Here is a 23,452-nt window from a genome sequence, read left to right on the forward strand (position 1 = left end):
AAAGAGACCTGCTAGGCTCGAACCGCGGCGCTCCCTCTCCTCCAGGTGGGGAGTGCCCACTGGGGCAGGGGCGTTGCCGCCGCCTCTGCCCCGCCGGTCACCGGTCCGGCTCAGCGCATTCCCGTACGCCTCCAACGTCGCGGCCGGCACCGCTGAGACCGCCGATGACGGGGACGAGAAGCCGGCCGCGCAGCCCTGGGCCAGCGCGCAGCGGCCACCCGCCCTACTTGGCCGGAGAGCCAGTAGTGCGAGTGGCTGAGGTCGTACGGCGGCGTGCCGTCGCGCGCGGCGTCGCGCAGCAAGGCCAGGGAGAACTCCGCCAGGCGTCCCGGCACTCCTCCTTCGGGAGCGGACGCCGCGGCCCCGCTTGCAGGTGCCGCACACGCGAGTACGCGGACCACCGGATGTCCGTGGTCCGCGTACCGTCGTCAGAAACCGAAGACGGATCCCGAAGGCGGGTCCAGGCGCGTGCCGGCCGCCGGGGCGGCGAGCGCGTCCTCGTCCACCGGGCCGCCGGGAGCAATGCGCAGTGCCGCCGCGAGCCGGTCGGCTCCTTCCGGCATCACCGGACGCGCCCACGCGGTCAGCGCCGCGGCGACGCTCAGCTCCGCCACGAGGGGCGCCAGATGCCGCCCGTCACGGTGCGGCCGCCGCCGTTCATGGGCGTTGACGTGCCCGAAGTCGTCCGTGGACCGCACGATCTCATCGAGCATCGCCACGGCCCTGCGCGGATCGAAGGAGTCGAGGCTGTATGCCTCGCGCAGCTCCGCCACTCCCCGGTTCATCCGCCGGACGTGGGTGTCCCATCCGGTTCCCCCGGGCAGTACCTGCGGCACCAGTCCGGAACTCTCCTCCCGGATCGCGGCGAACAGCCGTGAGAGCCAGCCGTTCCAGGTGCCGTCGAGCACCTGCCGGGCCTGTGCGAGGCGGTCGCGGTCGAAGACGGTGTCCCTGCCGACCGGGCGCGCCTCCAGTACGTGGCGGCGCAGCGTGTCGGAGCCGAATTCGGTGAGCAGGTCCAGCGCCCACACCTCGTCGGCGCCGGCCTGGATGCGGAATCCCTCGTTGACGTGGAAGTCCTGCGGCAGTTTCACGCCCTGGGCCAGTAACAGCGCGGGCAGCAGCACGGCGTGGCAGAAGGCGTGGCCGAATCCGCAGAAGTGCACTGTGCGCTCCGGCCAGGGCTCGTCCCTCGACGCGTGGCCGAACAGCTGCATGGCCGCGGATTCGAAGCAGGCGTCGATGCGGTGGTCGGCGAAGTCGTCGACCGGGACCGCGATGCCCCAGTCTCCGGGGTGTCCGACGGACACGTCGGGGAGTCCGTCCTCGATCAGGCTCTCGCACAGTGCGGCGAGCCGCGGAGGCAGGTCCAGGGTGTTCCAGTAGTCGGCGAGCGTCTCCCGGAACGGTTCCAACGGCAGGTACAGCCGCCGGCAGCGGCGGAGCGACGCAGCCGTTCCGCACCGGCCACAGGACGGTTCGAGCAGGTCGCCGCAGTCGTTCGGCCAGGCACACGTGCGGCAGACGCCGCCCGCCCCCGGCACCCCGCAGCGCGGACAGCCTCCCGTGACGCGCGCACCGTACAGCCAGCGGTCGCACGGCTCGCAGTACGGCAGCAGCCGGGCTCGCGGGGCGATGACCCCTTCGGCGTGCAGCCGGCGGAACAGGTCCTGGATCCACCGGACATAACCGCGGTCGCCGAGCGGCTGGACGACGTGGTCGAAGGTGATGCCGGAGCGCCGCCAGTCGGCGGTGATCGCTGCGTGGTAGCCCTCGGCGACCTCCGCCGCCTTGCGGCCGGTACGCAGCGCCCGTTCCTCCACCGACACCGCGTGGTCGGCGGTGCCGGTGGTGAACAGGACCGGGCGGCCGTCGGCGCGCAGGAAGCGGGCGAGGACGTCGGCGGCGACATACGGGCCGGCCAGATGCCCGATGTGGAGTTCGCCGTGCGGGGCGGGTGGGGTCGCCGTGATCCAGAGAGGCGTGGGCACGGATGGACCTCCTTGACGCGTGGTACGCGGAATTGGTGCGGGTGACGTCGGAAATGCGGTGCCGGTCTCAGCGGGGTTCGAAGTGGAACGACCGGATGAAGCAGTCCCTCGGCTGTTCCACCGCGTAGACGATGCATTCGAAGAGGGCCTGCGTGGTGAGTTTCTCGTCCTGCTGCGAGGGGTTCGCGCCGCCCATTCCCTCCCACTCCACGGACTTCGGGTCCGAGGTCGAGAAGTCGGGCGGATAGAGGGAGAAGACCCGTACCCCCGAAGGGCCGAGGCGTCGCGAGAGGATGTCGGCGAATCCGGCCTGCGCGCTCTTGGCCGCGTAAAACGCCTCGTGCGCCGGTGCTGCCGCGTTCCCCGGTCCATAAGCGGCGCTCACCGCCACCATGTTGATGATGTCGGGCCGCTGGGACGCCCGCAGGAGCGGCAGGAAGTGCTTCACCATCAGGACGCTGCCGCCGGCCGTCGACTCGATCGTTTCGACGATCTGGTCGTCGGTGGCCGCTTCGAACTCCATCCCGTCGAGCCAGCGGGCGCCATTGTTGACGAGCAGGTCCACCCGGTCGGTACGCTCCCCGACCTGGCGGGCGAAGTCCCGGATGTCGGCGGGCCTGCTCAAGTCGCAGCCGAATGCGTGGATGCGTTCGCGGGCCGCACCGACCACCTCTGTACGGGTGCGTTCCGCCGCCTCGACGGTCCGGGCCGAGACATATACCTCGGCGCCCAGATGAGCGAATCCGATGGCGAGTGCCCGCCCGAAATGGCGCGAGGCGCCGGTGACCACGACGTGCAGATTCTCGAATGTCATTCTCGTCGGCTCTCCCGGCTGGGGACACAAAGGGATCCGGACTCCCCCGGAATGCGCAGGAATTCGGGGAGTCTCCGGTCACCAGCCTGGCAGAGGATTCAGCACGAAAGGGCCGTGAAGGGCTGCGCGTTCACGCCGTGACGTGGATACGCCACGGCAGCGGCACCCCGCGCTCGACGACGCGGGCACGCTTGCCGTGCACGCTCACGTCACGCAGCCAGGACCCGGCCGTGGCCGCCGAGGTGGCGACGGCCCCGCCCGGGGTCAACAGGCGCATGGGCCGCCGGCCGGAAGCCCCGGGCGCCCCGCCACCCGCCCGCGTCAGCAGCTCCGGCAGCGTCCCCGGGACCGCCGCGGCCGCGGTGACGCACAGGGCACCGGTCAGTGCGAGGCTCGGATGCCATGCGGGCACCGTGACCGCCCGCACGGCCAGTGCCCCCGCACGGTCCACGGCGAGCGCGGCGACCTTCGGCACGGCACCGTCCGGACGATGGCCGAGGGCCGCCGCGGCGGCCGCCCGGACCTCGCGGAGCCGGGCGAGCACGGCGTCATCGGCCGTGAACAGCTCCCGCCCGGACCGCAGACCGAGGTCGGCCGCGTTCACGAGGACGTACGGATTGCCGAACCGTACGAGCGTCACCCGCAGCCCGCAGAGCAGGTCGAGCGGCCTGCCGGTGGGCAGCAGGGCGGCCAGCGGGCCGGGCCGCTCAAGACGCACCGTGTACGTCCCCCCGGGCTCCGGCTCGCACACCACGGTGTCTCCCGTGGTCACCGCGCGTACCCGCACCGGCCCGGTCAGCCCGCGTGCGGCCACGCACGCCAGGAGCGAGTGCCCGCACCCGGTGCGGAAGTCGAAGCCGCCGGGCAGACACTGCACGAAGCGGTAGTCCAGGTCGTACGCCGGGTCGGCGGAGGTTCCGTACAGTCCGAGCTTGCGGATGTGCCCGCGCCCGGACCGCTCCAGCCACGCCCGTACAGCGGCGAGGTCGGACCGGGAGGCGAGCATGCCGGGCGGGAGCCGGTCCCGGTCGAGCACGAGGGTCGGCCCCGGCGCGCCCTCCGCGCGGACGACGTCCGCGATCACGCGGCGCATCCGGCGGGGATCCGCATGCCCTGGACGACCTCCGTCCACAGTTCGTGCACGGCGATGCCCCAGAGGGCGAGCGCGTCGGTGTCGGAGGGGCGGGCCAGCTGCCGGGCCAGCAGCGCCTGCACCCGGTCGGCGCGGACCCTGCCGCCTCGTCGCAGCCGCGCGGGCGAGAGCAGCTCGCAGACGGTGTCCAGCAGGGGGCTCCCGGTGGTGAGCATGGCGGCCACCGGCAGGGTGAACGGCTGCTTGGGGCGGCGCAGGACGGCGGCCGGGAGCAGCCCGCGGCCCGCTTCGTACAGCGCCCGCTTCCCGTTCCGCGCGGACACCGGGAGGCTTCGGGCGTACGCGGTCACCGACGGCTGGCAGAACGGCATGCGGGCCTCGACCGCCCAGGCCATGCTCAGGTGGTCGACGCGGCGCAGGTGGTAGGCCGGCAGTCGGCGCCCCGTCTCGAAGCGGGTGAGCGTGGCGAGCCGGTCCGCGTCTTCTCTCGCGTGCGCGCGCAGCTCGGCGGTGATCCGGTCCGCCGCCGAGCCCCGCTCCGCGAGGTACGCGCGGTAGGCCGGGGTGTAGAGCCGTTCGCGCAGCAGCCGCGGTGCGGCGCCGAGCGCATCGACGTACGGAGAGATCCAGTCGGTGCCTGCCGGGGCGGCCAGCGCGGCGCGCATCCGGTCGTAACCGCCGAAGAGCTCGTCCGCGCCGTCACCGGTGAGCGCCACGGTGAAGCCGGCCTCGCGCACCGCGCGGAACAGGGCGTAGGTGCTCAGTGCGATGGGGTCGGCGTTCGGCTGGCCCATGTGGCGGACCGTACGGGTGAGCAGTGAGCCGAACTCGGCGGGGTCGACGGCGATGTGGTGGTGTTCGGTGCGGGACCGGCGGGCGACGGCCCGGGCGTGTTCGTGTTCGGCGGCCGGCCAGCGTCCCCGGTAGGAGAGGTGGAAGGTGTGCAGCGGTCCGCCGCCGGCTTCCCGCACTTCTTCGGCGGCGAGCGCCGTCACGAGCCCGGAGTCCAGGCCGCCGCTGGTGATGGCACACAGCGGACTCCCGGTCCGTGCCAGCCGCCGCACCTCGTGGCGCAGCACGTCCTGGGCCTCGCCATGGGCGGCCGCCGCATGCGGCGCCCGCTGCCGCAGCCGGAGCGGCTCACCGCTCCGGATCACTGCCGTGGCGCCGGGCGGCAGTACCCGGACGCCTTCCAGCGCGGTGTGCGTCCCGAGCGCGGTACGCGTCGCCAGCACCGTGTCCAGGGCGTCGTCACGGGGCACCGCCGGTACACCGTCGAAGGCGAGCAGCGCCGGTATCTCCGAGGCGAACCGGACGGCACCGCCCTCGGACCAGTGGTAGTGCAGAGGTTTCATGCCCATGTCGTCGACGGCCAGGACGAGTTGGGGCCGCGACCGCAGGTCGAGCACGGCGATGGCGAACATGCCGTCCAGGTGCTCGGCGAACGCCGGCCCGTACTCCGCGTAGAGCGCGGGAAGCAGGCTGCCGTCGCAGGCATCCGGGAAGCGGTGCCCGCGGGCGGTGAGGCGGCGGCGCAGCTCCGCGTGGTTGTAGATCTCACCGTTCAGTACGGCCAGCACTCCGGGCACTGCCGCGAGGCGGTAGGGCTGGGCGCCCCCGGCCGGGTCGGTGATCGCCAGCCGGTCGCAGCCGAGTGACCAGCCCGGCCCGCGCGCCGCACCACGCTGGTCGGGGCCGCCGTGCCGCTGCCGCGCCGAGACCGCCGCGAGTTCGGGCCGGGTGGCCCCGACCGCGAAGGAGCCAAAGATCCTGCACATGCCGGTCGCCTCCGGATGCTCAAGCGGGCCCACGACAGGCCCGGCCGAACCAGCTCTTCTTGCTCAATCAATGATTTGAAGCTACCAATTTTTTGTCTGGCGCGTAAGTGCCATGACGCGAACGCGCCATCGCCCCCGCCTTGTCGGCCACCCGCCCGCTCACCAGGCTGGCCGCATGGGTGATTTCACTACCGACTCCCCCGACCGCTCCGCGCCCGAGAGTCTGCTGGTCGTGGCCGCGCACCCGGACGACATCGAGTTCTGCGTGAGCGGCACCGTGATGCAGTGGATTTCCCACGGCACCCGCGTGACGTACTGCATCGTCACGGACGGCGGCGCGGGAGGATACGACGAGCAGCTGCCGCGCCAGGCCATGGCGCATCTGCGCCGTGCCGAACAGACCCACTCGGCGAAGCTCAGCGGAGTCCACGACATCCGCTTCCTCGGCTACCCGGACGGCTTCGTCGAGCCGAGCGTCGACCTGCGCCGCGACCTGTGCAGGGTGATACGCGAGGTACGGCCGCAGCGGGCCATCATCCCCAGCCCCGAGATCAACTGGCAGCGGGTCGCCGACCTGCACCCCGACCACCGAGCGGTCGGCGATGCGGCGCTCCGCGCGATCTACCCGGAGGCCCGCAACCCCTTCGCGCACCAGGAACTCCTCAAGGAGGAGGGTCTTGAGCCATGGGTCGTCACCGAACTGTGGCTGATGACGGGCCCCTCCCCCAATCAGTACGTCGACGTCACCCCGGTCTTCGACCGCAAGGTCGACGCCCTGCGCATCCACACCTCCCAGACCGCACACTTCGACGACCTGGCCGGCCTGCTGCGTGACTGGCTCTCCGAACACGCACGGGCGGGCGGCCTGCCACCAGGCCGCCTCGCCGAAGCCTTCCAGATCGTCAATACGGAGTGACACGGGGGGAGTGACGAGGGGAGTGACGGTACGGATGACGGTGCGTCAGCGGTAAATGAGCAGCTCCTCTTCGCTGGCGCCGGACAGCTCGTACCGTGTGCCGACGAGCGGCCGGCCCGAGTAGACACGGATCAGGGACGGTGTGTCGCCGTGGAAGGACGCGGCAGGCCGCCCCTCGGTCTCGTTGCCGAGCTCCAGCGGTACGGCCGAGCCGTCGAGGTAGGCATGCAGGCGCGGCGTCTCCCGCCGCCTGCTGGCCATGGCGAGAAGCGGCAGGGCCACCTCGGTCGCGGCCCCGGCGTAGGCCCCCGGAACGCCGAATGCCTCGCGCACGTCTCCCGCGTGCACCCACTCCCCCAACGCCACGGCGTCCAGCGTCCCGTCCTCGTACTTCGCGATCGCCGGACCGGCCTCGGTGAAGCCGCGCTCCAGCTCGTCCAGGATCCGGGCGAGCGGCCAGTCCGCGCGCTCGGCGACATCAGCGGCGTTCGCCTCCGGCAGGAAGACGCCCTCCTCGAGGCGTCCCTCGACGATCCGTACGAGCGCCGCCGCACAGTGCGCGAGGACGTCCCGTACGGTCCATCCGGGGCACGCCGTACGGAGGGCGAACCGGTCCTCCGGCGTTGCGCGCAGCAACGGCATCAGCGCGTCACGTTCGGTGCGCAGCAACCGTCCTGGCAGTTCCGGATCACGCTCGTAACCGGTCATGTCCCTCCTCTCAGTAGCGGTAGTGGTCGGGCTTGTACGGACCCTCGACCTCGACGCCGATGTAGGCGGCCTGCTCGGGACGGAGCTCGGTGAGCTTGACGCCCAGCGAGTCCAGGTGGAGCCGGGCGACCTTCTCGTCCAGGTGCTTGGGCAGCACGTACACATCGGTCGGGTACTGCTCGGGCTTGGTGAACAGCTCGATCTGGGCCAGCGTCTGGTCCGCGAAGGAGTTGGACATCACGAACGAGGGGTGACCGGTGGCGTTGCCCAGGTTCAGCAGACGGCCCTCGGACAGCACGATCAGGACCTTGCCGTCGGGGAAGGTCCAGGTGTGCACCTGCGGCTTGACCTCGTCCTTGACGATGCCCTCGATCGCCGCCAGGCCGGCCATGTCGATCTCGTTGTCGAAGTGGCCGATGTTGCCCACGATCGCCTGGTGCTTCATCTTGGCCATGTCCGAGGCCATGATGATGTCCTTGTTGCCGGTCGTGGTGATGAAGATGTCGGCCGTCTCGACGACCTCGTCCAGCGTGGTGACCTGGTAGCCGTCCATCGCCGCCTGCAGCGCGCAGATCGGGTCGATCTCGGTGACGATCACCCGGGCGCCCTGGCCGCGCAGCGACTCCGCACAGCCCTTGCCCACGTCGCCGTAGCCGCAGACCACGGCGGTCTTGCCACCGATGAGCACGTCGGTGGCGCGGTTGATGCCGTCGATCAGGGAGTGCCGGCAGCCGTACTTGTTGTCGAACTTCGACTTCGTCACGGCGTCGTTGACGTTGATCGCCGGGAAGAGGAGGGTGCCGTCGCGGTGCATCTCGTACAGCCGGTGCACACCGGTCGTGGTCTCCTCGGTGACACCACGGATCTCCGAGGCCAGCTTCGCCCAGTCGATGGAGCTGTTTTCCAACAGGGCGCGTACAACGGCGAGTTCCTCATTGTCGGCCGCGGGCAGCTCGCCCGTCTTCTGGTACTCGACGCCCTTGTGGACCAGGAGGGTGGCGTCACCGCCGTCGTCCAGGATCATGTTGGGGCCGGTCCCGCCGGGCCAGCTGAGCGCCTGCTCCGTACACCACCAGTACTCCTCCAGGGTCTCGCCCTTCCAGGCGAAGACCGGGATGCCGGCCGCGGCCACGGCAGCCGCCGCCTGGTCCTGGGTGGAGAAGATGTTGCAGGACGCCCAGCGGACCTCGGCGCCGAGGGCGACCAGGGTCTCGATGAGGACGGCGGTCTGCACGGTCATGTGCAGCGAGCCGGTGATCCGGGCGCCGGCCAGCGGCTGCGCGGCGGCGTACTCCTTGCGGATCGCCATCAGACCGGGCATCTCGTGCTCGGCGAGGGTGATCTCCTTGCGGCCGAAGGCGGCCAGGGACAGGTCGGCGACCTTGTGGTCAGGCACGGACACGGACACTCCTTGAGGTCAGGATGGCGCGGTGGATGTCGAGGGCCGCGGTGGAGCGGTTGAGGGTGATGTAGTGCAGTCCGGGGGCGCCCTCGGCGAGGAGCCGTTCGGCCATGGCGGTGGCGTATTCGACGCCGATGCGGTGGGCGGTGGCCGGGTCGTCGCGAGCCGCCTCCAGCCGGTGGGCGAGGTCCTCGGGGAAAGCGGCGTTGCTGAGTTCGGCGAAGCGGCGGATCTAGCGGACGTCGGTGGCCGGCATGATCTCGGGAATGATCGGGGTGTCACAGCCCGCCGCCACCACCCGGTCACGCAGCCGCAGATAGTCCTCGACGTCGAAGAACATCTGGGTGATGGCGTAGTCGGCGCCGGCCCGGCACTTGGCGACGAAGTGCCGGATGTCGCTCTCCCAGTCCGGCGAACGCGGGTGTTTCTCGGGGAACGCCGCCACGCCAATGGTGAAATCGCCCAACGAGCGGACCAGTTCGACGAGTTCGTAGGCGTGCGTCAGGCCGTGCGGGTGCGGATGCCATACGCCTCTGGGGTCGCCCGGCGGATCGCCGCGCAGGACCAGCACGTCGCGGATGCCGGCGTCCGCGTACTGGCCGATGACGGCCCGCAGTTCGGCGACCGAGTGCCCGATGGCGGTCAGATGCGCGACCGGGCGGAGGGTCGTCTCGTCCGCGATACGCCGGGTCACCTCGATCGTACGGTCCCGCGACGAGCCGCCGGCGCCGTACGTCACGGACACGAAGTCCGGGCTCAACGCCTCCGCGCGCCGGATCGCCTGCCACAACAACCGCTCGCCCGCCGGCGTCTTCGGCGGGAAGAACTCGAAGGAGAAGGTCGTCACGCGCGGCCTCCGGCGTTGAAGTAGCTCGCCTCGGGGTGGTGGACGACGAGGGCATCGGTGGACTGCTCGGGGTGCAGCTGGAACTCCTCGGAGAGCGTCACGCCGATCCGCTCCGGCCGGAGCAGTTCGGCGATCTTCGCGCGGTCCTCCAGGTCCGGGCAGGCCGGGTAACCGAGCGAGTAGCGGCAGCCCTGGTACTCGGTGCGGAACATGCCGTCCATGGCGGACGGATCGCTGCCGTCGATGCCGAGTTCCGAGCGGACGCGGGCATGCCAGTACTCGGCGAGGGCCTCGGCGAGCTGGACGGAGAGGCCATGCAGCTCCAGGTAGTCACGGTAGGAGTCGGCCGCGAACAGCTTGGCCGTCTCCTCGCCGATCTTCGAGCCGACCGTGACGACCTGCAGCCCGACGACATCGGTCTCGCCGGACTCCTCCGGGCGGAAGAAGTCCGCGAGGCACAGCCGGCGGCCGCGGCGCTGGCGCGGGAAGGTGAAGCGGGTGCGCTCGGCACCGTTCGCGTCGAGGATGATCAGGTCGTCACCCTTGGACACGCACGGGAAGTAGCCGTGGACGACAGCCGCTTCCAGCAGGTTCTCCGTCCGCAGCCGGTCGAGCCACATGCGCAGCCGCGGCCGGCCCTCGCTCTCGACCGTGCCGCCCTTGAGTCCCCACTGGCCCTTGAAGAGGGCGCCCTCGTCCAGCCAGGAGGCGTACTCCTTGAGCTGGATGCCCTTGATGATGCGGGTGCCCCAGAACGGCGGGGCGGGTACGGGGGTGTCCGTGGCGACGTCCGAGCGGCCGGCCTCCTCCGGTTCCGCCGGGGGAAGCTCCCGTAGCGGTACGCGGCGCTGCTTGAGCTCGGGCAGGGTGGCGCCCGGCACGCCGCGCTTGACCGCGATCAGGGCGTCCATCAGGCGCAGACCCTCGAAGGCGTCACGGGCGTAGCGGACCTCGCCCTCGTAGATCTCGTGCAGGTCCTGCTCGACGTAGGCGCGGGTGAGGGCGGCGCCGCCCAAAATCACCGGGAACTGCTCTGAAAGACCTCGGGTGTTGAGCTCCTCCAGGTTCTCCTTCATGATCACCGTGGACTTCACCAGCAGCCCGGACATGCCGATCACATCGGCCTTGTGCTCCTCGGCGGCCTCCAGGATCGCGGAGACCGGCTGCTTGATGCCGAGGTTGACGACGTTGTAGCCGTTGTTGGAGAGAATGATGTCGACGAGGTTCTTGCCGATGTCGTGGACGTCGCCACGGACGGTGGCCAGCACGATGGTGCCCTTGCCCTCGTCGCCCTCCACCTTCTCCATGTGCGGCTCCAGATAGGCCACCGCGGTCTTCATCACCTCGGCCGACTGCAGCACGAACGGCAGCTGCATCTGGCCCGAGCCGAACAGCTCGCCGACCACCTTCATGCCCGCCAGCAGGGTGTCGTTGACGATGTCCAGGGCCGGACGGGTCTCAAGGGCGGTGTCCAGGTCGGCTTCCAGGCCGTTCTTCTCGCCGTCGATGATCCGGCGCTGCAGGCGCTCGTCCAGCGGCAGGGCCGCCAGCTCCTCGGCCGCACCCGCCTTCAGCGACTTGGCGGTGGCGCCCTCGAACAGCTCCATCAGCTTCTGCAGCGGGTCATAGCCCTCTTCGCGGCGGTCGTAGATCAGGTCCAGGGCGACCTTGACCTGCTCCTCGTCCAGCCGCGCGATCGGCAGAATCTTCGACGCGTGCACGATCGCCGAGTCCAGCCCCGCCTTGACACACTCGTCCAGAAACACCGAGTTCAGCACGATGCGCGCGGCCGGGTTCAGACCGAAGGAGATGTTCGACAGGCCCAGCGTGGTCTGCACCTCCGGGTGGCGCCGCTTCAGCTCCCGGATCGCCTCGATCGTGGCGATGCCGTCCTTGCGGGACTCCTCCTGACCGGTGCAGATGGTGAAGGTCAGGGTGTCGATGAGGATGTCCGACTCCCGCACGCCCCAGTGCTCTGTCAGGTCATCGATGAGCCGCTCAGCGATCTCGACCTTCTTCTCCAGTGTCCTGGCCTGGCCCTCCTCATCGATGGTCAGCGCGATCAGCGCCGCGCCGTGCTCGACTGCCAGCTTTGTGACCCGGGCGAAGCGGGACTCCGGGCCGTCCCCGTCCTCGTAGTTCACCGAGTTGATGACCGCGCGGCCGCCCAGCTTCTCCAGGCCGGCCTCGATGACGGGCACCTCGGTGGAGTCCAGCACGATCGGCAGGGTCGAGGCGGTGGCGAACCGCCCGGCCAGCTCCTGCATGTCCGCCACGCCGTCCCGGCCCACGTAGTCCACGCACAGGTCGAGCATGTGCGCGCCCTCGCGGATCTGGTCCCGGGCCATCTCCACACAGTCGTCCCAGCGGCCCTCCAGCATCGCCTCGCGGAACTTCTTCGAGCCGTTGGCATTCGTCCGCTCACCGATCGCCAGGTACGAGGTGTCCTGGCGGAACGGGACATGCGCGTACAAGGACGCCGCTCCCGGTTCCCTACGTGGCACCCGGCTCGCCGGCGCAACGCCACGTACGCGCTCCACCACCTGCCGCAGGTGCTCCGGCGTAGTGCCACAACACCCGCCCACCAACGACACCCCGTACTGCCGGACGAACTCCTCCTGGGCATCGGCCAGTTCTTCCGGGCTCAGCGGGTAGTGCGCACCGTCCTTGCCCAGCACCGGCAGGCCCGCGTTGGGCATGCAGGACAACAGCACTCCCGCATGCCGGGCCAGGTGGCGCAGGTGCTCGCTCATCTCGGCAGGACCGGTGGCGCAGTTCAGGCCGATCACGTCGATGCCCAGCGGCTCCAGGGCCGTGAGCGCCGCGCCGATCTCCGAACCCAGCAGCATCGTGCCGGTGGTCTCCACGGTGACCGAAACGATCAGTGGGAGATCGGCGCCCACCGACTCCAGGGCCCGCCGCGCCCCCAGCACCGCCGCCTTGGCCTGCAGCAGATCCTGCGCCGTCTCCACCAGCAGCGCGTCCGCACCGCCATGGATAAGACCTGCTGCGTTCTGTTCGTACGCGTCGCGCAGCACCTCGTACCGTGCGTGCCCCAGCGTCGGGAGCTTGGTGCCCGGACCCATCGACCCGAGCACCCAGCGGGCCCGCCCGTCCGCTGCGGCGAAGGCGTCCGCGGCCTCGCGGGCGATGCGCGCGCCGGCCTCGGACAGCTCATGGACCCGCTCGGGGATGTCGTACTCCCCCAGCGCCGCGTGGTTCGCGCCGAAGGTGTTGGTCTCCACGCAGTCCACCCCGACCGCGAAGTACTCCTCGTGCACCGCCCGCACGACGTCCGGCCGGGTGAGGTTCAGGATCTCGTTGCAGCCTTCGTGTCCCTGGTAGTCCTCCAGGCTGGGGTCCTGGGCCTGGAGCATGGTGCCCATCGCTCCGTCGGCCACCACGACCCTGGACCGCAGCGCCTGCCGGAGTGCCGCCCCCCGTTCGACTGTCATGTCAGCTCCCCCAGGTGCACGACCAGGTGGGCGATGCAGCCCACGCCGTACGTGTTGCGGATGCGCGCGATGAGGGAGTCCCGGTAGAGGCGGTACTCCTGTGTGCCGACGTAGTCCAGTGCGGTGGCCGCGACGGCGCAGCCGAGCTGGGCGGCGCACTTCTCCGGCACGCCCCACGCCATGCCGGCCAGGAAGCCGGCGCGGAAGGCGTCGCCCACCCCCGTCGGGTCGACGACACCCGCGACCTCCACGGCCGGTACCGCGAGCGGGGGCCGGTCTTCCCGGTGGATGCGGACGCCCGCCGCCCCGTGCGTGGTGACCCAGCAGCCGACGCGGTGCAGGACCTCCGCCTCGGTGAGGCCGGACCGTTCCAGCAGCAGGGCGGCCTCGTACTCGTTGGTGAACAGCCAGCGCGCGCCGTCCACGAGCTCGCGTACCGCCGCCCGGTCCAGCCGGGCCAGCTGCTGGGAGGGGTCGGCCGCGAAGGGGATGCCGAGGGAGCGGCACGCCCGCGTGTGCCGCACCATCGCTTCCGGATCGTCCGGGGAGATCATGACCAGGCCGAGGCGCCCGACCCGTTCGAGGACCGCTCCCAGGTCGATGTGGCGGGCCTCGGTCATCGCGCCGGCGTAGAAGGTCGCGATCTGGTTCTGCATCCGGTCCGTGGTGCAGACGAACCGGGCCGTGTGCAGCTCCTCGCTGACCCGGACGGAGTCCGTGTCCACGCCGTGCTGCTTGAGCCATACGCGGTACGGCTCGAAGTCGGCCCCGACGGCTCCGACCAGCACCGGGCGCAGCCCGAGCAGGCCGAGCCCGAAGGAGATGTTGGCCGCCACGCCGCCCTTGCGGACATCGAGCCGGTCCGCGAGGAAGGAGAGGGAGACCCGGTCGAGCTGGTCGGACAGCAGCTGGTCGGTGAAGTTCCCGGGGAAGGTCATCAAATGGTCGGTGGCGATCGACCCGGTGATCGCGATCCGCATGTCAGGCTCCAGTCCACATGTCAGGTTCCGGTCCGCGTGTCGGGCTCCGGTCCGCGCGTCAGGCGCCCGCGGCCGCGCGCAGGGCCGCCGCACGGTCGGTGCGCTCCCAGGTGAAGCCCGGGAGTTCGCGGCCGAAGTGCCCGTAGGCGGCGGTCTGCGCGTAGACGGGACGGAGCAGGTCCAGGTCGCGGACGATCGCGGCGGGGCGGAGGTCGAAGACCTCCGTGATGGCCTCCTCGATCCGGGCCTGGGAGACGATCGCGGTCCCGAAGGTCTCGACGAAGAGGCCGACCGGCTCGGCCTTGCCGATCGCGTAGGCGACCTGGACCTCACAGCGTGTGGCCAGGCCGGCCGCCACCACGTTCTTCGCGACCCAGCGCATGGCGTACGCCGCGGAGCGGTCGACCTTGGACGGATCCTTGCCGGAGAAGGCGCCGCCGCCGTGCCGGGCCATGCCGCCGTACGTATCGATGATGATCTTCCGGCCGGTCAGGCCCGCGTCACCCATCGGGCCGCCGATCTCGAACCGGCCGGTCGGGTTGACCAGCAGCCGGTAGCCGTCGGTCGCCAGCTTGATGCCGTCGTCGGCGAGCTGCCCGAGTACGTGCTCGACCACGTGCTCGCGGATGTCGGGGGTCAGGAGCGAGTCGAGGTCGATGTCACCGGCGTGCTGCGAGGAGACGACCACGGTGTCCAGCCGCGCGGGGCGGCTGCCCTGGTACTCGATGGTGACCTGGGTCTTGCCGTCGGGCCGCAGGTAGGGGACGGTGCCGTCCTTGCGGACGTCGGTGAGGCGCTTGGCCAGGCGGTGCGCGAGGTGGATCGGGAGCGGCATCAGCTCCGGGGTCTCGTCGCAGGCGTACCCGAACATCAGGCCCTGGTCGCCGGCGCCCTGCTTGTCCAGCTCGTCGCCTGCGGCGGAGCCCTCGACCCGCTTCTCGTACGCGGTGTCCACGCCCTGGGCGATGTCCGGGGACTGCGCGCCGAGGGAGACCGAGACTCCGCAGGAGGCGCCGTCGAAACCCTTGGCGGACGAGTCGTAGCCGATGTCGAGCACCGCTTCACGGACGAGCCGTTCGATGGGCGCGTACGCGGTGGTGGTGACCTCGCCGGCGATGTGCACCTGGCCGGTGGTGATCAGGGTTTCCACCGCGACCCGGGCCGCCGGGTCCTGGGCGAGCAGGGCGTCCAGGACGGTGTCGCTGATCCGGTCAGCGATCTTGTCAGGATGGCCCTCGGTCACGGATTCCGAGGTGAAGAGCCGTCTGCTCATCGTCAGTCCACCTCCGCACAGAAGAAGTTCGTCTCGATGGCGTCGAGCGTGCGGATGGCGTCGACCTCCAGGGTCTCCATCTCGATGGCCTTCCCGCACTGCTGCTCCAGCAGGAAGACGAACTCGACGAAGGAGAGGGAGTCGATGAGGCGGTTCTCGATCAGGTCGAGGTCGCCGGGGATGTCCTCGCGCTCCGGGTGGCGCTTGAGGATCCAGTCCTTGACCTGCTGCAGACCGTCGTTCATGGAGTGCTCCTTACGGTGCCGATGATTCGGTGGAGGGGTGAGTGCGGGATGGGGGCTGGTCGCCGATGATCGGGGCGGCCACGGCCACCGCGTAGTCCACGTCGTGGCTGATGCTCACGGTGATCTCGGTGATGCCGGCCTGTGCGGCGTACTCGGCTGCTCTGCGCCTGAGCCGGACCACCGGCCAGCCGCCGTCCGCACGCCGCACGACGATGTCCCGCCAGGGAAGCAGCACATTGCGGACGCGCAGCGTCTTGAACGCCGCCTCCTTGGCGGCGATGCGGCCGCACAGGCCGAGCAGGTCGAGGCCGGTGGACGTACGGCAGTCGTCCAGCTCACCGGCGTCGAGCATCCGGCCGAAGAATTCCTCGCCGTGTTCGGTGAGAAGCCTGCGGACGCGGGTGACGGACACGATGTCCATGCCGAGATTCGCCCAGCCCAGGCCGCCCGCCGGTGGGGCGGTGGGACGGGCCGGCACCTCAGGTCACCGGCCCGCCGGACAGCGCGGCGACCGGAGCCGCGGCGTTCGCCCGCCGGACCGCCTCGGTCGCCGCCTCCCAGCTGCCGTGGCGGCGGGTGAGAGCGGACAGCCAGCGCTCCAGGCCGAAGGCCACGCAGCTGGTGAAGGCGGGACCGCCGGCGTCGGCGAGGGTGATGTCGCACCGGTCGCCGAAGAAGTTGCGGTGCGTGTTGACCGAGGCGATGGCCAGGTCCTCGTACAGGAACTCGTGCTTGACGGGCGAGAGGCGCTGCATCAGCGCCTTGGTGCTGCCCTTGTCGTAGAAGGGGTCGCAGGCGGCTTCCTTGCGCAGCGGCAGGTCGAGAGCCTCGGCGAAGGCGGCGATGCGCTCGGTGAAGCTGCACAGGTGCGCCTCGGCGTGGTCGCGGCTGCCGATGGCGACGATCTCCCGCATCCGGAAGGCGAGCTGGCGGCGCAGTCCTTCGTAGTACTGCTCCTGCCGGAAACACCAGCCCACGATGGTGACGAGCGAGTCACCGGCCACCTGCTGTCCCTGGTGGTCCAGGAAGACGGCGTAACAGGAGGCGGAGGGCAGGCCGAGTTCCGCGGGCTGGAGCGCCTGGCAGGGGAAACAGCCGGTGTCCGCGCAGAAGGGCGAGGCGTCGCGTCGTGCCAGGTCGAGTGGCGCGGCGACGACGGCCTGCTGCGGGAAGTTGTCGTAGTAGTCGAGCCGGGCGAGATCCGCGGCCGGAAGGAGCGGGGGCATGGTCATCGACCGGGCGCCGGCCGCCACGCCCCAGCTCTCGAAGGTGTCGTCGAGCAGTCGGAGCAGGGCGGTGCCCTCGGGGCCGAGGGACGGCAGGCCCGTCTGCGGCTGGGCAGGTGGTGCTGTGGTCACGGTCCACCTCGCAATGGTGGGTAGGAGGGTGCGCGGGGTCAGATCGCCGGCAGGGTGTCGTCCGAGAAGATGCCGGTCTTGCGGAAGAAGGCGAGCGGCTTGCGGATGGCCTTGCGCTCGTGCTCGCGTCGCGCCTCGTCGGCGATGAGCGCGTTGCGCAGGCCCAGCGGGTCGGCGACGCCCGCGTCGCGGTAGACGTGCGGGTTGTAGAGCGAGTTGACGCTGAAGACGACGTAGCGCTTGAGGTACGCCTCGACCTCGGCCAGCCGCTCCGCGCTGAGGGATTCCCGCATCCGGGTGTACAGCAGCGAGACGAGCTCGCGGCCGAAGGCGATGTGCCGGGATTCGTCCTGGTGGTGGATGCGGTTGACGTGGCGGATGGTGTCGCACAGCGAAGCGTCCTGTGCCATCCGCGAGTTGTAGTGGTCGACCAGCTCCTCGAAGAACAGGATCCGGGCGAAGACGAGGAAGTTCTCGGCCTCGGGCTCCCATGCGGAGTCCGCCCGGAGCGCGGTCGAACCGTAGATCTTGCCGCCGTAGCGGCGGCAGAACTCGGCGAAGAACCACATGTGTTCGTTCTCCTCGCCGATGAAGTGGTGGAAGAAGTCCGAGGGCACCTCGAAGCCGGGCATGTGGATGCGCCCGACGACCTCGATCAGCAGCTCCCGGATGCCGTGCACGTTGAGGCTGTAGAAGTTCACCGATTCCCACTTCGAGAGCCGGCGGATGGTGTCCTCGCCCAGCTCGTCGAAGTACGGAGTGCCGTACGGGGTGAGCAGCTCGGGGCTCATCCACATGCGGTCCTCGTCGAGCCGCTCGGGCCAGTCGAACTGCTGGTACGGGTTGTAGTAGTCCTCGACGGACTTCTCGCTCAGCCTGGCGAGGACTTCCAGGAAGCGGTCGGACGTGGGCAGGGCGGAGCCGGCCATAACGGTTCTCCTTGGTTCGGTGGTGGCAGGACGGTCCGGGCGCTCAGGGCCTGACCTCGTAGACCGCGTTGACCGGCGTCTCCGTCGCGCGCCGCCAGCGGCCGAAGCCGGCCTCGGTGGCGATGGCGCGGAATGCCTGCTCACCGGAGTGGTTTCCGAGGGCGTGCGGGCCGCGCTGGGCGACGGCGACGGGCAGGCACATCACGGCGGAGAGCGCCATGAACATGCGCGCGGCCGGGGTGCCGGCGTCGACGTCGTCGGGCGAGACGTTCGACTCGACGAGCATCCACGTACCGTCGGCGTCGAGGGACTTGCGCACGTGCTGCGCCGCCGCGACCGGGTCCCCCATGTCGTGCAGGCAGTTGAAGAAGGTGACGAGGTCGTATCCGGTGCCCGGGTAGTCGTCGGCGGAGGCCACGTCGAAGACGACCCGGTCGGAGAGGCCGGCGTCCTCGGCGAGCTGCCGGGCGAGGGTGATGGCCTCTTCGGAGTAGTCGAAGCCGTGGACCGTGGCGTTCGGGAACGCCTCGGCGATCAGCAGGGTGGTGTGCCCGACGCCGCAGCCGACGTCCGCGACCGTGCCGCCCGCCGCCAGCTTCCCGGAGACGTCGTGCAGCGACGGCACCCAGTCGGAGATGAGGCGGTGCTGGTAGGTCGGCTCGAAGAAGCTGCCCATGCCGGTGTCCAGGGCCGGGTCGTGCTCGGCCCAGCCGACGCCGTCGCCGGTGCGGTAGGCGTCGACGAGCAGGTCCTCGGTGGCGTACAGCGCCTTGAGGGCCGTGAAGAAACCGGCCGCGTAGGTCACGGCGTCGGGGTCGGCCAGTACGGCCACGTGCCCTGCCGGCAGGATGTACGTGTCGGTACTGTCCTGCCGCTGGACGTACTCCGCGCTGAGCTGGGCGTGCAGCCACTCCACGGCGTACCGCTCGCTGATCCCGGTGCGCTCGGCGAGCTGGGCCGGGGTGAGCGGTCCGTGCTCGGCGAGCGCGCGGTACAGGCCGAGCCGCTGCCCGAGGGAGACGGTCAGCCCGCGCACGGCGGCGGCCGCGTCTCCGATGATCCGCTGGTGGAAGTCGGTGGCGTTGGTCGCCGGGGTGGTCGTCACCGTGGTCATGACGGGTTCTCCTCGCCGGTGGGCAGGTCGCAGGTGAACAGGAAGGACCGGGGGACGCGCGGCCTCTCGCGCGGCGGCACCGGGTAGGGCCAGCGGCCGAAGTCCGCGCCTTCCTCCCCGGGCTGCTTGACCTCGCGTACCGACCATCCGCACTCGGTGAGGAGCCGCTCGGGCTCCTCCGTGCCGAACAGCCAGGGGTTTCCGTCGTCTTCAAGGACCTTGAGGTACGACCTGGACAGCGGGTTCTCCAGCGTGGCGGCGCTGATGGCGTCGCCGAGGAGGACCGATCCGGGGGCGCTCTGCCCGGCCAGGGTGGTGATGAGGCCGCGGACGGCCGCCTCGGGAAGGAAGAACAGCAGCCCTTCCACGACCCAGAGGGTGGGCTGCTCCGACTGCCAGCCCGCCTCCTTGAGGGACCCGGTCCAGTCCTGGGTGAGGTCGACGGCGACGGCGCGCCGCTCCCGGCCGGCCGGAGCGGGCTCCTCGGCGAGCATGGCCGCCTTGGCCTCCAGCAGCGCGGGACGGTCGAGTTCGTAGACGGTGACACCGGCAGGCCAGTCCAGCCGGTAGAAGCGGGTGTCCATGCCGGCGGCGAGGAAGACCACCTGGCGGATGCCCTCGGCGGCGACGGCGCGGCCAATGGCGCGGTCCAGGTAGGTGGTGCGGATGGCGAGGAACGGTACGGTTCCGGCGCTCGCGTAGCGCTCCAGCAGCTCGAAGCCGATGTCGTCGGCGACGGTGCGGGCGTACGGGTCGGCGAACAGCCGGTCCTCGCGTTCGGTCTCCAGCGCCCGCGCTGCGGCGGTCCACTGGGCGGTGCGGGATACGGCCTCCACGAAGGCCCCCTTCACTTAGGACGGTGTGGGAGGACGGCCGTGCTCAGCTGATCCGTGCGCAGGGAACCGGGTCCTCCACCGCGGGCGTCGGCACGGGGGTGCGGGCGGAGGAGTCGGCAGGGCGCCGCCGGAAGATGCTGTGCAGGATCATGCTGAACACGACCGTCCCGTCAGGGGCCACCAGCTCGCAGCGGGGCTGCACGATGCCGGTGGCGGGGTTGCCCAGAGAGGGGCGCGAACCGAGGACCACGATGCGGGCGGTGAGGGTCTCACCGGGCCGGACCGGACGGTGGTAGCGGACCTCGTCGATGCCGGGCGAGCCGGCGCAGGCGCTGTAGGCGAGCAGTCCGTCGACGTAACGCCGCATGAACAGCGCCGAGGTGTGGAATCCGCTGGCGATCAGCCCGCCGAAGGGCGACTGCTTCGCGAGCTCGGGGTCGGTGTGGAACGGCTGCGGGTCGAACCGCCGCGCGAACTCCAGCACCTCCTCCTCCGTCACGGTGACGGTGCCGAGTTCATGAACGTCACCCTCGCGGAAGTCCTCGAAATAGCGCATGACGCGCCTCCCCCTTGAGCTGAAGAGAAGTTCTCTGAGCCACCCCCAATCTACGAATCGACCATTTATTTTGTCAATCCAAATCTACGCCTCAATCGCCCAACGCTCGCCGCGCTGCGCCCCGTTGACGCTCCTGGTCGTCGATGTGGTCCGTGACGTGCACGTCGCCCAGCGCCTGGTCGATGTCGGCCCAGAGGTCGTCCGCGTGCTCGATGCCCACCGACATCCGCACCGTTCCCGCACCAATACCGGCCGCCTCGAGCGCTGCCGCGTCCAGCTCCCGGTGAGAGGTGGAGGCCGGATGGGTCACGAGGGTCTCCACACCGCCCAGTGAGAGCGCCAGCTGGGCCAGCCGCACCCGCTCGACGAACGCCCGCCCCGCCGCGCGCCCCGCGGCAAGCTCGAACGAGACCATGCCGCCGCCGCCCGCCAGCACCTTGCGCGCCACGGCGTACGAGGGATGACCGGCCAGCCAGGGCCAGTGGACGGCGGTCACCGCGGGATGGCCGGCCAGCCGGCCCGCCAGGAACTCGGCGTTCGCGCAGTGCTGCCGCATCCGCAGCGGCAGCGTGGGCAGCCCGCGCAAGGTCAGCCAGGCGGCGAACGGGTCCGGCGCCGCGCCCAGTTCGACCGTACGCGGCCAGACCTCCCGCCGGAGCCCGTCCTCGGCGAACACCGCCACCCCGCCCAGCACGTCGGAGTGGCCGGCGAGGTACTTCGTCGAGGAATGCACGACGACGTCCGCGCCGTGCTCGATCGGACGGCAGAGCACGGGCGAAGCGAGCGAGTTGTCCACCACACTCACCACACCGCTCCCCCGCGCCGCGGCGAGCAGCCCGTCGAGATCGGGGACCCGTCCGGTCGGGTTGGCGATGGTCTCCAGGAACAGCAGCCGCGTGCGCGGCCGGATCAGACGCGTGAACTCGTCCACGTCCTGCCCCGCCACGTGATCGACGTCGACTCCGTACCTGTTCGCCAGGTCCGACAGCACCGCGTACGTACCGCCGTACAGGCACTGTTGCGCGATGACGTGGTCACCGGGTCTGAGCAGCGCCAGCAGCACACCGCTGATCGCTCCCATGCCGGAGGCGAAGGCGATCGCCGCCGCGCCTCCTTCGAGGTCGGCGACGGTGCGCTCCAGCGCGCGCACCGTGGGGTTGCCGCGCCGGCTGTAGACGTACTGGCCGTCCGGCCCTGCCATCGCCTCCGCCAGCGCGTCGGCCGAGTCGAAGGCGAAGGCGGAGGACTGGACGAGCGGCACGCTGAGCGGCCGGCCGGCACCGCCGAGCGGTTCCTTGCTGACATGCACTGCCCGGGTGCGGAGGTCCGCGGGGCGGGTACCCCCGGGGTGTATCTCTCCGGCAGTGGTACGGCGAGCTGTCACGAGTGAACTCCCTGTCTCCTGCGGCGCGAACGCGGCCGCGCGGTCGCGTACATGGCGAAGGCCGCCCGATGCCTGGTGCGAGACATCGAGCGGCCCTTGGTGCGGTGGCTGCCATCGGAGCGGTGGCGGCGGTACGGCTGCTGGGCAGCCCATCGGCTACACGCCGACCTGCTCACCCCGAGACGCCGGGGTGGCCTGCGACTGCCGGGCAGCGGCGGCGGCCGCGGCCTTCTCGCTGCGCATCACGAGCAGCGTGATCAGACCGCCGACGGCGGCAACGGCCGCGGCACCGAGGAAGGCGGCACTGAAGCCGTCGGTCAGCGCGGGCAGATTGCCCAGCTCACCGGCGCCCTGCGAGGTGGCGAGCGCGGTCAGCGCGGCCAGCCCGAGCGCCGAACCGACCTGGTACGTGGTGTTGACGATGCCGGACGCCAGACCCGCCTGCTCCTGCGGAGCGCCGGACATGGCGGCCATCATCGCCGGGATGTACGCCAGCGACATGCCCAGCGCGGACACCAGCGAGGCCGGCAGTACGTCGACCACGAAGCTGCCGGTCGGCTCGACGGCCGACAGCCACACCAGACCGAGCGCGAGGACCAGCAGACCGCCGCCGATGAGGGCCTTGGCGCCGACCTTGGCCAGCAGCTTCGCCGTGATGACGGTCATGAAGAGCATCAGCAGCACGGTCATCGGCAGCAGCGCCGCACCGGAGGCGAACGCGCCGTAACCCAGGACCTGCTGGAGGTAGAGGTTGAGGAAGTACCACATCGGGATCCAGGCGGCACCGAGCAGCGTCATGCCGAGGTTCGCCGAGCCCAGGCGCGGCACACGCCAGATGCCGAGCGGCATCAGCGGCTGCCGGATGGCCTTCTGGATCACGAAGAACAGCACGAGCAGCACAGCGGCACCGGCCAGCTCCAGCACGGTCTCCGTGGCTCCCCAGCCGACCTCGGGCGCCCGGACCACCGCGTACACGGCGAGCGCGAGACCGGCCGTGACCGACACGGCACCCAGCACGTCCACCGAACCGCGGCGCCCCTCGACGGCCGGGAGCAGCTTCGTCGCTGCGAGGGTGGCGAGACCGATCGGCACGTAGATGATGAACACCCAGGGCCAGCTCATCCACTCGGTGAAGACACCGCCGAGGAACACACCGGCCGTACCGCCCGCGGGGGCCGCGGCGCCGTACAGCGCCATGGCCTTGCCGAGCTCCTTCGGGTTGTGCCCGAACAGCATCATCAGCAGCGTCATGGCGGCGGGGGCGATCAGCGCACCGCCGACACCCTGCACGGCCCGGCCGACGACCTCGACCCAGGCGGTCGACGCGGCGGCCGCGAGCACCGAACCGGCGATCAGGACGACCCAGCCGGCGGTGAAGACCTTACGGGCGCCCAGCAGGTCGGACAGCCGGCCGCCGAGGAGCAGCAGTCCGCCGAAGGCGATGACGTACGCGTTGAAGACCCACTGCAACTCGCCCTGCGAGAAGCCCAGATCCTTCTGCATCTCGGGGAGCGCGACCCCGATGATCGACGTGTCCATGATGACCATGAACTGTGCGGCGGCGAGCACGGCAAGTGCCCACCAACGCCGCGGATTGACGGTTGACATTCCACTGTCCCCTTCCGTTACATACCCCTAGGGGGTACCTGCGGAGCGGACAGTAACATACCCCCGGGGGGTACATGAGGGAAAGGGGTTCATCCGGGATTCCGCGGCGCGACTCAGCGGCGGGGGCGAGCAGGGGCCCGCCCGCCCCCTGCCGTAGGCTCGGCT

The 23,452-nt window shown here is 70.6% G+C and carries 19 protein-coding genes and 1 pseudogene; 1 reads left to right on the top strand and 19 read right to left on the bottom strand.

Translation table 11 applies throughout. The features are described 5' to 3' along the window. Positions 1-428: 428 nt before the first annotated feature. The 4 genes from ACIGXO_RS04485 to asnB all read right to left on the bottom strand — a co-directional run bounded on the left by ACIGXO_RS04485 (position 429) and on the right by asnB (position 5,676). Positions 429-1,991 carry a class I tRNA ligase family protein gene (locus ACIGXO_RS04485; RefSeq protein WP_399780100.1) on the bottom strand — a complete coding sequence of 521 codons (1,563 nt, stop codon included), beginning with the start codon at positions 1,989-1,991 and terminating at the stop codon, positions 429-431. A 67-nt stretch (positions 1,992-2,058) separates the two neighbouring features. After that, complete coding sequence (locus tag ACIGXO_RS04490) at positions 2,059-2,805, bottom strand: SDR family NAD(P)-dependent oxidoreductase (RefSeq protein WP_399780103.1); 747 nt, start codon at positions 2,803-2,805, stop codon at positions 2,059-2,061. 130 nt (positions 2,806-2,935) lie between these two features. Next, positions 2,936-3,898: a PrpF domain-containing protein gene (locus ACIGXO_RS04495; RefSeq protein ID WP_399780106.1), complete on the bottom strand. Its 963-nt coding sequence runs from the start codon at positions 3,896-3,898 to the stop codon at positions 2,936-2,938. Continuing rightward, positions 3,886-5,676, bottom strand: coding sequence for an asparagine synthase (glutamine-hydrolyzing) (gene asnB / locus ACIGXO_RS04500; protein ID WP_399780109.1), 1,791 nt, complete (start codon positions 5,674-5,676; stop codon positions 3,886-3,888). Before asnB ends, ACIGXO_RS04495 begins: the two co-directional genes overlap by 13 nt. A 175-nt stretch (positions 5,677-5,851) precedes the next feature. On the opposite strand from asnB, the gene ACIGXO_RS04505 reads away from it, so the two are divergent. Next, positions 5,852-6,592 (top strand): PIG-L deacetylase family protein, encoded by a 741-nt coding sequence (locus ACIGXO_RS04505; RefSeq protein ID WP_399780112.1) that lies wholly within the window; start codon positions 5,852-5,854, stop codon positions 6,590-6,592. 45 nt (positions 6,593-6,637) lie between these two features. On the opposite strand, the gene ACIGXO_RS04510 is transcribed toward ACIGXO_RS04505, so the two are convergent. The 15 genes and pseudogenes from ACIGXO_RS04510 to ACIGXO_RS04580 all read right to left on the bottom strand — a co-directional run bounded on the left by ACIGXO_RS04510 (position 6,638) and on the right by ACIGXO_RS04580 (position 23,287). Beyond that, complete coding sequence (locus ACIGXO_RS04510; RefSeq protein ID WP_399780115.1) at positions 6,638-7,300, bottom strand: maleylpyruvate isomerase family mycothiol-dependent enzyme; 663 nt, start codon at positions 7,298-7,300, stop codon at positions 6,638-6,640. A 10-nt stretch (positions 7,301-7,310) separates the two neighbouring features. Continuing rightward, positions 7,311-8,708, bottom strand: coding sequence for an adenosylhomocysteinase (ahcY, locus tag ACIGXO_RS04515; RefSeq protein WP_399780118.1), 1,398 nt, complete (start codon positions 8,706-8,708; stop codon positions 7,311-7,313). Next, positions 8,689-9,549 (bottom strand): annotated as a pseudogene (gene metF, locus ACIGXO_RS04520) (methylenetetrahydrofolate reductase [NAD(P)H]). The gene ahcY and the pseudogene metF overlap by 20 nt, the downstream one beginning before the upstream one ends. Continuing rightward, on the bottom strand, positions 9,546-13,004 hold the full coding sequence (gene metH, locus ACIGXO_RS04525; protein ID WP_399780121.1) for a methionine synthase: 3,459 nt from the start codon (positions 13,002-13,004) through the stop codon (positions 9,546-9,548). The pseudogene metF and the gene metH overlap by 4 nt, the downstream one beginning before the upstream one ends. Then, positions 13,001-13,984 (bottom strand): carbohydrate kinase family protein, encoded by a 984-nt coding sequence (locus ACIGXO_RS04530; RefSeq protein WP_399780124.1) that lies wholly within the window; start codon positions 13,982-13,984, stop codon positions 13,001-13,003. Before ACIGXO_RS04530 ends, metH begins: the two co-directional genes overlap by 4 nt. 58 nt (positions 13,985-14,042) lie before the next feature. Next, entirely contained in the window at positions 14,043-15,257 is a 1,215-nt protein-coding gene (gene metK / locus ACIGXO_RS04535) for a methionine adenosyltransferase (RefSeq protein ID WP_399780127.1), read from the bottom strand. A gap of 2 nt (positions 15,258-15,259) precedes the next feature. Then, positions 15,260-15,502: an acyl carrier protein gene (locus ACIGXO_RS04540; protein WP_399780130.1), complete on the bottom strand. Its 243-nt coding sequence runs from the start codon at positions 15,500-15,502 to the stop codon at positions 15,260-15,262. A gap of 10 nt (positions 15,503-15,512) precedes the next feature. Next, positions 15,513-15,980 (bottom strand): holo-ACP synthase, encoded by a 468-nt coding sequence (locus ACIGXO_RS04545; RefSeq protein ID WP_399780133.1) that lies wholly within the window; start codon positions 15,978-15,980, stop codon positions 15,513-15,515. A 1-nt stretch (position 15,981) separates the two neighbouring features. Then, the gene (locus ACIGXO_RS04550; RefSeq protein ID WP_399780136.1) at positions 15,982-16,860 is read right to left on the bottom strand and encodes a hypothetical protein; all 879 of its coding nucleotides are present in this window, start codon (positions 16,858-16,860) and stop codon (positions 15,982-15,984) included. A gap of 38 nt (positions 16,861-16,898) precedes the next feature. Then, on the bottom strand, positions 16,899-17,789 hold the full coding sequence (locus tag ACIGXO_RS04555) for a diiron oxygenase (protein ID WP_399780138.1): 891 nt from the start codon (positions 17,787-17,789) through the stop codon (positions 16,899-16,901). Between the two features lie 43 nt (positions 17,790-17,832). Continuing rightward, a complete protein-coding gene (locus ACIGXO_RS04560; RefSeq protein ID WP_399780141.1) occupies positions 17,833-18,903 on the bottom strand; it encodes a methyltransferase domain-containing protein in 1,071 nt (356 codons plus the stop codon). Beyond that, positions 18,900-19,739 carry a class I SAM-dependent methyltransferase gene (locus ACIGXO_RS04565; protein ID WP_399780144.1) on the bottom strand — a complete coding sequence of 280 codons (840 nt, stop codon included), beginning with the start codon at positions 19,737-19,739 and terminating at the stop codon, positions 18,900-18,902. The genes ACIGXO_RS04560 and ACIGXO_RS04565 overlap by 4 nt, the downstream gene beginning before the upstream one ends. A gap of 43 nt (positions 19,740-19,782) precedes the next feature. Beyond that, complete coding sequence (locus ACIGXO_RS04570) at positions 19,783-20,295, bottom strand: MaoC family dehydratase (protein WP_399780147.1); 513 nt, start codon at positions 20,293-20,295, stop codon at positions 19,783-19,785. Positions 20,296-20,386: 91 nt separating this feature from the next. Beyond that, on the bottom strand, positions 20,387-21,604 hold the full coding sequence (locus tag ACIGXO_RS04575; RefSeq protein WP_399780150.1) for a trans-sulfuration enzyme family protein: 1,218 nt from the start codon (positions 21,602-21,604) through the stop codon (positions 20,387-20,389). 231 nt (positions 21,605-21,835) lie between these two features. Beyond that, positions 21,836-23,287, bottom strand: coding sequence for an MFS transporter (locus ACIGXO_RS04580; protein ID WP_399780153.1), 1,452 nt, complete (start codon positions 23,285-23,287; stop codon positions 21,836-21,838). Positions 23,288-23,452 lie beyond the last annotated feature (165 nt).

The organism is Streptomyces sp. NPDC053542 (assembly GCF_044544685.1).
Lineage (GTDB): Bacteria > Actinomycetota > Actinomycetes > Streptomycetales > Streptomycetaceae > Streptomyces.

Bases quoted from the DNA above. Each gene is read 5' to 3' on its own strand.
- metH (WP_399780121.1), bottom strand. From the start codon at position 13,004: ATGACAGTCGAACGGGGGGCGGCACTCCGGCAGGCGCTGCGGTCCAGG.
- metK (WP_399780127.1), bottom strand. From the start codon at position 15,257: ATGAGCAGACGGCTCTTCACCTCGGAATCCGTGACCGAGGGCCATCCT.
- ACIGXO_RS04510 (WP_399780115.1), bottom strand. From the start codon at position 7,300: ATGACCGGTTACGAGCGTGATCCGGAACTGCCAGGACGGTTGCTGCGC.
- ACIGXO_RS04490 (WP_399780103.1), bottom strand. From the start codon at position 2,805: ATGACATTCGAGAATCTGCACGTCGTGGTCACCGGCGCCTCGCGCCAT.
- ACIGXO_RS04555 (WP_399780138.1), bottom strand. From the start codon at position 17,789: ATGGCCGGCTCCGCCCTGCCCACGTCCGACCGCTTCCTGGAAGTCCTC.
- ACIGXO_RS04570 (WP_399780147.1), bottom strand. From the start codon at position 20,295: ATGCGCTATTTCGAGGACTTCCGCGAGGGTGACGTTCATGAACTCGGC.
- ACIGXO_RS04505 (WP_399780112.1), top strand. From the start codon at position 5,852: ATGGGTGATTTCACTACCGACTCCCCCGACCGCTCCGCGCCCGAGAGT.
- ACIGXO_RS04530 (WP_399780124.1), bottom strand. From the start codon at position 13,984: ATGCGGATCGCGATCACCGGGTCGATCGCCACCGACCATTTGATGACC.
- ACIGXO_RS04560 (WP_399780141.1), bottom strand. From the start codon at position 18,903: ATGACCACGGTGACGACCACCCCGGCGACCAACGCCACCGACTTCCAC.
- asnB (WP_399780109.1), bottom strand. From the start codon at position 5,676: ATGTGCAGGATCTTTGGCTCCTTCGCGGTCGGGGCCACCCGGCCCGAA.
- ACIGXO_RS04540 (WP_399780130.1), bottom strand. From the start codon at position 15,502: ATGAACGACGGTCTGCAGCAGGTCAAGGACTGGATCCTCAAGCGCCAC.
- ACIGXO_RS04495 (WP_399780106.1), bottom strand. From the start codon at position 3,898: ATGCGCCGCGTGATCGCGGACGTCGTCCGCGCGGAGGGCGCGCCGGGG.
- ACIGXO_RS04580 (WP_399780153.1), bottom strand. From the start codon at position 23,287: ATGTCAACCGTCAATCCGCGGCGTTGGTGGGCACTTGCCGTGCTCGCC.